Below are 7,770 nucleotides of genomic sequence, written 5' to 3'. Positions count from 1 at the left end.
CTGCCCACCTGAACCGCGACCGCCCCACCGGGGCGGTTCGCGGCTGCCTGGGCGTCGCTCGCCGGGCCCTGGCGGATTAAATTAACGCCGCGCAAGTTCGTTTACAGAAGACTTCAGCTTGCCGAGACAGTCTGCCATGAATGGATACCGCCCGACCCCCGTCACGCCTTCGACACCTGCTTCGCCCAGCCCGCAAATCCCGGCCCTGGAGCGGATCGCAGCGAGTGGCAGCGATCGGCCGGCCCCCTTGTCGTTCGCCCAGCAGCGCCTGTGGGTGCTGCACCAGCTGGAACCAGACGCCGTCGCCTACAATTTGCTGCATGCGCTGCGCCTGCACGGTGAGGTCAATCGGCCGGCACTGGTACAAGCCCTGAACGATCTGGTACAGCGCCACGCCATTTTGCGCACGCGCTTTTTCGAAGCCGATGGCCAGGCCTGGCAGCAGCCACTGGCCCAGCTCCAGGTGCCCTTGCACGAGCGTGCCCTGACTGACGGCGCGACCCTCGAACAACTGCTGCTGGATGAAGCGCGCCGGCCGTTCGACCTAGGGCAGGCCCCGTTGTTGCGGGCGACCTTGATCGAAGGCCAATCACCGGTGCTGGCGATCACCTTGCATCACATCGTGTCCGACGCCTGGTCCAACGGCGTGCTACTGCGCGACCTGGGCCGCGCCTATGCCCGGGCGGCGGGCCTGGACACCCGCGAGTGGGCCGAACTGCCGCTGCAGTACGCCGACTACGCCCGCTGGCAGCGTGAGCGTCACGCCCTGGCCGAAGGGCCGGCCACCGACTACTGGCGCGGCTACCTGGGCAGTGGTGCCCCGGCCCTGGACCTGCCGACCCGCGGACCGCGCCCGGCGATCCTCGGCAGCCGTGGTGCGGCCTTGCGCCGTGCCGTGCCAGCGGCATTGGCGCAGCGCCTGCAAGCCTTCTGTCGCGAGCGCCGGCTGACTCCGTTCGTGGTCTGCCTGGCGGCCTGGCAGGCATTGCTGGTGCGCTACAGCGGCCAGCAGGCGTTTCTGATCGGCGTACCCCAGGCGGCGCGCAACCGCGCGGAAACCCAGGACCTGGTGGGTTTTTTTGTCAACACGCAACTGTACCGGGTGGCGTTTGCCGACGACCTTACCGGCGCCGAGCTGTGCCAACGCCTGCGCAGCGAGTTCCTCAAGGCATTGGAATATGCCGATTACCCTTTCGAGCTGCTGCAAGCGGAGCTTGAAACCACCCGCGACCTGAGTCGCGCACCGCTGTTCCAGGCCCTGTTCAATCTGCGCACCCAGGCCTCAGGCGAGCTGCCGGAGCTGGGCGGCCTGCGCCTGGAGCCGGTGCGCATCGACACCGGGATCGCCAAGTTCGACGTGTCCCTGGATATCGACGTGTCCGCCAGTGGGGTCAGCGCGCGGCTGGAGTACAACCTGGAGCTGTTCGACGCGACTGCCATGCAAACCCTGCTGGCCCATTACGAGCAGTTGCTTGACGCCTTGATCCAGGCACCGGACCTGGCGCTGGAGCGACTGCCCCTGCTGCTGGCCGAGGAACAACAGGCCATTCTCGAGACCAGTCGCGGCGCCTCGGCCGCTGCCTTCGAGCAGCCGCTGCACCAGAGCATCGCCGACCAGGCTCGCCGTACCCCGCACGCTGTGGCGCTGGTGGTGGGCGAGCGTTCATGGACTTATGGTCAACTGGAAAGTCAGGCCAACCGCCTGGCCCATGCCTTGCGCGAGCAGGGCGTGGGGCCGGATGCCGTCGTCGGCCTGTGCGCCGAGCGTTCCTTCGAGCAAGTGCTGGGGATCCTGGCCATTCTCAAGGCCGGCGGTGCGTGGCTGCCGCTGGACCCGGAGCTACCCGACGAACGTCTGGCCGGCATGCTCGCCGACAGCGCGGCACATGCCGTGGTGGCGCAGAGCGCTGCCTACAGTGCGCGGCTGCTGGCGCTGACCGAACGCCCGGTGCTGACCCTGGCGACCCTGGCCCTGGACGATTACTCGGACAAGGCACCTCAGGTGCCGGTGCTGGGCGAACACCTGGCTTATGTGATCTTCACCTCCGGTTCCACCGGCCGGCCCAAAGGGGTCGGCAACCGGCATTCGGCACTGGCCAACCGGCTGCACTGGATGCAGGCGGCCTATGGACTGAGCAGCGCCGATGCGGTGCTGCAGAAAACCCCGTTTGGTTTCGACGTGTCGGTGTGGGAATACCTCTGGCCATTGGCCCAGGGCGCGCGCCTGGTGATGGCGCCGCCGGGGGCACACCGCGACCCCGAGGCGCTGGCCGAGCTGATCGAGGGCCAGGCCATCAGTGTGATCCACTTTGTGCCGTCCATGCTCCAGGCCTTCCTCGCCGACGGCCAAGTCGCGGCCCGCGCGGGCAGCCTGCGTCTGCTGGTGTGCAGCGGTGAGGCCTTGCCGGCGGCGCTGGCGCGACGCTGCCTGGCCAGCCTGCCGCAAGCTAGCTTGGTCAACCTCTATGGGCCGACCGAAGCGGCCATCGACGTGACCCACTGGACCTGCCGCGCCGACGACCGCCCGCACGTGCCAATTGGCCAACCCATCGACGGCCTGAGCACCTACGTGCTGGATGCGGCGCTGCAACCTGTGCCTAACGGTGTGTCCGGCGAGTTGTATCTGGGCGGTGTCGGCCTGGCGCGTGGCTATTGCAACCGACCGGGGCTGACCGCCGAACGCTTCGTGGCCGATCCCTTCGAGGCCGGCCAGCGGTTGTACCGCACCGGCGACCGGGTGCGACGCGCGGCCGATGGCACCCTGGATTACCTGGGCCGCCTCGATCATCAGGTCAAGCTGCGTGGGCAACGGATCGAACTGGGCGAGATCGAGGCGGCGTTGCTGGCCAGTGGCTGGCTGCACGAAGCAGCCGTGATGGTCTGCGACAGCCCGGGCGGGCAGGCGCTGGTGGCCTATGTCACGCCGCGCGACGATGCCCCGGCGGCCTTGGCCGAACGCCTGCGCGAGTGGGCTGCCCAACAGTTGCCCGACTACATGCTACCGGCTCAGACCGTGTCGCTGGCCAGCATGCCACTGAGTGCCAACGGCAAGCTCGACCGTCGGCAACTGCCGGCAGCGCAATGGCAGGGCGCAGCCTTCGAAGCCCCGCAAGGTCCGCGAGAAATAGCCCTGGCGGCCATCTGGCACAGTTTGCTGGGCGGTGAGGCCATCGGCAGCCAGGACAACTTCTTTGCCCGCGGCGGCGATTCCATCGTTGCTTTGCAGGTGGTCAGCCGCGCGCGGGAAAAGGGCCTGCACCTCAAGCCTCGCGACCTCTTCCAGCACCAGAGCCTGCGTGCCCTGGCGGCGGCGTGCGAGGAGCGCAGCGCGACGCTCATTGATCAGGGGCTCGTGCAGGGCTCATTGCCGCTGACCCCGTTGCAACAGCAGTTTTTTACCCGGGCCATCGAACAACGCTCCCACTGGAACCAGGCGGTGATGCTGCAACCGCGCCAGCCGCTGCGGGCCGATGTGCTGGATCGCACCTTGAGCCTGCTGGTCGCCCACCACGATGCCTTGCGCCTGCGCTTCGACGAGAACGGGCAGGGCCACTACGGGCAGGACACCACACCTGCGGGGTTGTGGGTACGGGCGGGCGCCGACGCCGATGAGCTGGCCGCCATCGCCGAGCAAGCCCAGCGCAGCCTGGACCTGCAACACGGGCCGATCTGGCGCGCGGCGCTGGTGAACCTGGCCGAGGGCGGGCAGCGATTGCTGCTGGTGATTCACCACCTGGCCACCGATGGTGTGTCCTGGCGCATCCTGCTCGAAGACCTGCAGCGGGTTTATCGCAGCCTGGCGGCCGACCCGCAGGCGACCCCGAGCTTGCCGCCCAAGACCACGTCGGGGCAGGCCTGGGGCCAGGCCCTGCGCGAATATGCCGGCAGCGCCCGGTTGATCGAGGAGGGCAACACGTGGCTGGCCGCATTGCGCGGGCCGAGCCTGCAGTGGCCGCTGCTGGAGGCCGACGCGGTACCGCGTGCAGGCGATGCCATCCGCCTGACCCTGCGCTTGAGCACCGAGCGCACCCGGCAGCTGTTGACCGACGCGCCCGCCGCCTACCGTTGCCGGGTCGACGATCTGTTGCTGACGGCCCTGGCCCGCGCCGCCTGTGCCTGGGGCAATGCCGAGGCCTTGCTGGTGGAACTGGAAGGCCATGGCCGTGAAACGTTCGACGAACAGCAGGACCTGAGTCGTACTCTGGGCTGGTTCACCAGCACCTGGCCAGTGCGTCTGACCCCGCGCCAGGACCTGGCCGGCTCACTGAAAACCATCAAGGAACAACTGCGCGTGCCCGGCAACGGCCTGGGCTATGGCGTGCTGCGCGAGTTCGGTCCGCAGCCGTTGCGCGAAGCGCTGGCTGCACTGCCGCCGGCGCGGATCACCTTCAACTATCTGGGCCAGTTCGACCAACAGTTCTCGGCCAACGACTTGTTCGGCTTGGCAGCGGAGCCGGCCGGCGCGAATGTCGATGCCCAGGCGCCGCTGAACAACTGGCTGACCCTGAACGCCGCGGTCCATGACCACTGCCTGGCCGTGGGCTGGAGCTTCAGTGCACGGCAATTGGACCCGGTCGCCATCGAGGCGCTGCGTGACGGTTTTGCCCGCGAACTGGAAGCCCTGATCGAGCATTGCCTGCATACGGAGCCGGGGCAGTTGACCCCCTCGGACGTGCCGCTGGCGGCCCTCGATCAACAGCAGTTGCAGGCCTTGCCGTTTACGGCAGGCCGCATCGAGACGCTATACCCGCTGACCCCGTTGCAGCAGGGGCTGGTGTTCCACAGCCTGTACGACAGCCGCCCCGGGGATTACATCAACCAGGTGCGCGTCGATGCCTGGGGCCTGGACAGCGTGCGCTTCACTCGCGCTTGGCAGGCGGTGCTGGAGCGCCACGCCTGCCTGCGCAGCGCCTTCCACTGGCAGGATGACAAGAGCGTGCGCGTGGTATTGCGCAACGTCGAGCTGCCACTGATCGAGCTTGAGCTGCGTACCGATGCCGAGCGCGATGCCCTGGCCCGGCACCAGTTGCAGCAAGGCTTCGACCTGCACACCGGGCCCTTGTGGCGTCTGCACCTGGTGCGCACCGGCAGCGACAGCCATCAGCTGATTTTCACCTGTCATCACCTGCTGCTCGATGGCTGGAGCCTGTCGCGCCTGCTGGCCGAGGTATTGCAGTTGTATCGTGGCGAGAGCCTGGGCGCGCCACTGTCGCGCTATGACGATTACCTGCACTGGCTGGCCGACCGCGATACCGCAGCCGACGAAGCCTTCTGGCGGGCGCGCCTGGCCGACCTCAACGAGCCGACCTTGCTGCATCAGGCACTGGCAGGCCAGGCCCTGGGCGGCGAGGGTGGTTATCACGGCCACCGCTTCAGCGCCCCTGCGAGCCAGTCGCTGGAGGCCTTTGCCCGTGATCGCCGGGTCACCCTCAACAGCCTGTTGCAGGCCGCCTGGGGGCTGTTGTTACAGCGCTTGAGCGGTCAGGCCCAGGTGGTGTTCGGTGCCACTTGGTCGGGTCGCCCGGCCGAGGTGGCGGGCATCGAAGAACAACTGGGGCTGTTCATCAACACCTTGCCGGTCAATGCCGCGCCGCGGCCGGAGCACACGGTGACGGCCTACCTGGAGGCCTGGCAGGAAGACAGCCTGGCCCTGCGCGACCACCAGCACACGCCCCTGCAATCGATTCAGCGCTGGTTGGGCCGTAGCGGGCAGACCCTGTTCGACACCCTGCTGGTGTTCGAGAACTACCCGGTGTCGGCTGCCTTCGACAGTGCCGGCGATGCCTTGGGGCCGCGTTTCGGCCCGGCCCAGGTGCGCGAGCAAAGCCATTACCCGCTGATGCTGACCATCAGCCCCGGAGCACAGCTGTCGGTCAAGTGCCACTACGACCCGGCCTGTTTTGATCTGGTCACCGTGAGCGCCCTGATGCAGTACTGGGAGCGCCTGCTGTTGGCCATGTGCAATGCGCCCCAGGCATGCCTGGGGCAGTTGCGTGGCCTGGAAATGTCCCAGCGCCGCGCTTTGCTGGCGGTCGGTGAAGTGGGCCGCAGTGCAGTGCCGGCGCTGACCCTGGCCGAGCAGTTCCAGCGCCAGGCGCAGCGCACGCCCCAGGCGTTGGCGGTGTGCTCGGGCAACGAACGCTTGGACTACGCCACCTTGAACCGCCAGGCCAACCACCTGGCCTGGCGCCTGCGCCGGGCCGGTATCGGCCGCGACGCGCTGGTGGGCCTGTGCGTGGAACGCGGCGCCGGCATGCTGGTGGCGTTGCTGGCGATCCACAAGGCCGGTGGCGCCTATGTGCCGCTGGATCCGGCCTTTCCGCCGGCGCGCCTGGCCCACATGCTCAGCGACAGCGGCATGGCCTTGCTGCTGACCCAGCACAGCCTGCAAGCCGAACTGCATGACGCCGCCGGGGACATCCCTGTGTGGTTGCTGGACACTCCTTGTGCACAAGAGTCACAGGACGACATCGATCCGGATACGATCAATGCCGCGGGCGATTTGGCCTACGTGATCTACACCTCCGGCTCCACCGGCAAGCCCAAGGGCGTGGCCATCCACCATGACGCCTTGAGCAACTTCCTCGCCAGCATGGCCCAGGCCCCGGGCCTGGCCCCGGGGCGAGCGATGCTGGCATTGACCTCGCTGTCGTTCGACATCGCCGGGCTTGAGCTTTACCTGCCGTTGCTGCACGGCGCGCCGGTGATCATCGCCGACCGTGACGACGCCCGTGATCCGGCACGCCTGTGGGCCCTGGTGCAGCGCGAGCAGGTCGGTACGATCCAGGCCACGCCGTCCACCTGGCGCATGCTGTTGGAACAGGACGCCGGGCTCGACTTGTCGGCTTGCCGCTTGCTGTGCGGCGGCGAGGCGCTGCCCAAGGCGCTGGCCGCGCAACTGGCCGGGCGCGGGGAGCTGTGGAACGTCTATGGCCCCACCGAAACCACCATCTGGTCGGCGCGCCAGCGCATCGGCGGCGAGAATCCACAGCCGCTGCTGGGCGAGCCACTGGCCAACACTTGCCTGTATGTCCTCGACGAGCAGCTGGAACCGGTGCCCCTGGGCGTGGCCGGCGAACTGTACATCGGTGGCGTTGGTCTGGCGCGCGGCTATCACCGCCAGCCGGCACTGACGGCCGAGCGTTTCGTCGCCGACCCGTTCAACGCTGGCGAGCGCCTGTACCGCACTGGCGACCGCGTGCGCCGGCGCACCGATGGCCAGCTTGAGTACCTGGAGCGTATCGACCAGCAAGTGAAGATTCGCGGCTTCCGCATCGAGTTGGGCGACATCGAGGCGTGCCTGGAACGTCACCCCGGCGTGCGCCAGGCGGCGGTCACGGTGCAGGCCCGTGGCGTTGGCCAACAGTTGGCTGCCTATGTGGTACCGAACGGCGCCTCGCTGGCCGGCGAGGTGTTGCAACAGTACGTGCGCGAGCACCTGCCCGACTACATGGTGCCCACCTGGGTCGTCGAGCTGCCCAGCTTGCCGCTGACCCCTAATGGCAAGCTGGACCGCAAGGCGCTGCCCGAGCCTGGGCCCGATACCCGGCACTATGTGGCGCCGCGCACCGTGGCCGAGACCCTGTTGTGTGAGATCTGGCAGAGCGTACTGGGGCTGGAACAGGTCGGTATCCACGACGACTTCTTTGCCCTGGGCGGCGACTCGATCGTGTCCATCCAGGTGGTCACCCGAGCTCACCAGCAAGGCTTGTCGATCACCCCCAAGGCGTTGTTCGAGCAGCCCACCGTCGAAGCCCTGGCCCAGAGTGC

At 67.9% G+C, this 7,770-nt stretch carries 2 pseudogenes; both read left to right on the top strand.

Annotation, left to right across the window (positions count from 1 at the left end):
• Positions 1-136: 136 nt before the first annotated feature.
• Positions 137-1,540, top strand: a pseudogene (locus ACA047_RS19070) (condensation domain-containing protein); the annotation flags it as partial.
• Positions 1,514-7,753: pseudogene (locus ACA047_RS19065) on the top strand (amino acid adenylation domain-containing protein); the annotation flags it as partial. The pseudogenes ACA047_RS19070 and ACA047_RS19065, both read left to right, overlap by 27 nt.
• Positions 7,754-7,770: the final 17 nt, after the last annotated feature.

It is taken from the genome of Pseudomonas sp. LBUM1664 (assembly GCF_059695895.1).
Note: the sequence above shows the minus strand (reverse complement) of the source record. Positions and strands in the feature narration are given on the sequence as shown.